This is a genomic window from Psychrobacter immobilis, assembly GCF_904846065.1.
Taxonomy (GTDB): domain Bacteria; phylum Pseudomonadota; class Gammaproteobacteria; order Pseudomonadales; family Moraxellaceae; genus Psychrobacter; species Psychrobacter immobilis_H.
In genome coordinates, this window is sequence record NZ_CAJGZV010000036.1 from 1 (window position 1) to 1,025 (window position 1,025).

Annotated in this window: 2 protein-coding genes; both read right to left on the minus strand. The window is 39.9% G+C overall.

What is annotated here, in order from left to right:
* Positions 1 to 506 (minus strand): transposase (locus tag JMW64_RS13970; protein WP_201555385.1); only part of this gene is annotated, 506 nt, incomplete at its 3' end.
* Positions 481 to 786 (minus strand): IS630 transposase-related protein, encoded by a 306-nt coding sequence (locus tag JMW64_RS13975; protein ID WP_201555386.1) that lies wholly within the window; start codon positions 784 to 786, stop codon positions 481 to 483. The genes JMW64_RS13970 and JMW64_RS13975, both read right to left, overlap by 26 nt.
* Positions 787 to 1,025: the final 239 nt, after the last annotated feature.

Genomic DNA, 1,025 nt, shown 5'->3' on the forward strand with positions numbered 1-1,025 from the left:
TCATTTTCCATCCAGCCTTGGCGTAAAAACTTCACTTGAGCCCATTTTTTCTCGATGGGATTTAAGTCAGGACTATAAGGTGGTAAGAATAGAAGCCTGTGACCATGCCTGTTAAGCAACTTTTGAACGCGCTTATGAAAGGCTGCATTATCCATAACGATTACACATTTTCTCTTAAGCTTTGGTATCAGCGTGAACTTGCACCAGTGATAGAAAATCTTTTTATTAATGTTGGTCTTTAAGCAATTGAGTGCAAACAGCGTTTTGCCATATAGTGCACCAATGACGTTGGTTCGATCTTTGGCTTGCCAATTGTAACTGCCAATGCAGGGGCTACCAATGGGTGCATAACCACAAGGACGCATCGTTTCACTCTCAAACCCACTTTCGTCCATATAGACAATAGCAAAGCCTTGAGCAATGTAGTGGTTAAGCTTGGCTAGATAAGTCGCTCTTTTCACAGGACAGGCTTTGGGATGCTCAAGTGTCTTTTTTTTTGCTAACACCAATACGCTTTAAGGCTTTACTGATGCCTGTTGGGCTACAATCAAAACGCTGTGCTCGCTCATAGTGATAATCGTCAGGGTGGTCTTTGACATCTTGAGCTAAGGCTTCATCCCCTATTTTGTAGGGCTTAATATATCGAGTGGTTTTACTATGAAGACGCTTTTTCCACTTCTGGATAGTCGTTGGACTGATATCATAGAAAACAGCAGCTTCGGCAAAGGTCATGCCCTCATCTAAGCTTTTTAAAACTTGTTTGCGAAAATCTAGGGAGTAAGTCATAGTTGTTTATAGTGGTAATCGTTTAGTTGATTTATTTTATAACATTTTTGTGGTCATCCGACTATAGTGTGTTAAAAAGCATGCTAAGAAAATAGATGAAGGATGAAAACTGTGCTCGAATAAGACCACGGTGTACTTTGTCAAACACAGTTCGCAAAGCATGTGCTCAAGTTATACAAACTATTAAGACTGCTAACTGAGCCAACAGACTATCTATAGTATTAATTATTCAGTCTTAC

Excerpts from the sequence above, each read along its gene's own strand:
- JMW64_RS13975 (WP_201555386.1), bottom strand. The coding sequence starts at position 786 with ATGACTTACTCCCTAGATTTTCGCAAACAAGTTTTAAAAAGCTTAGAT.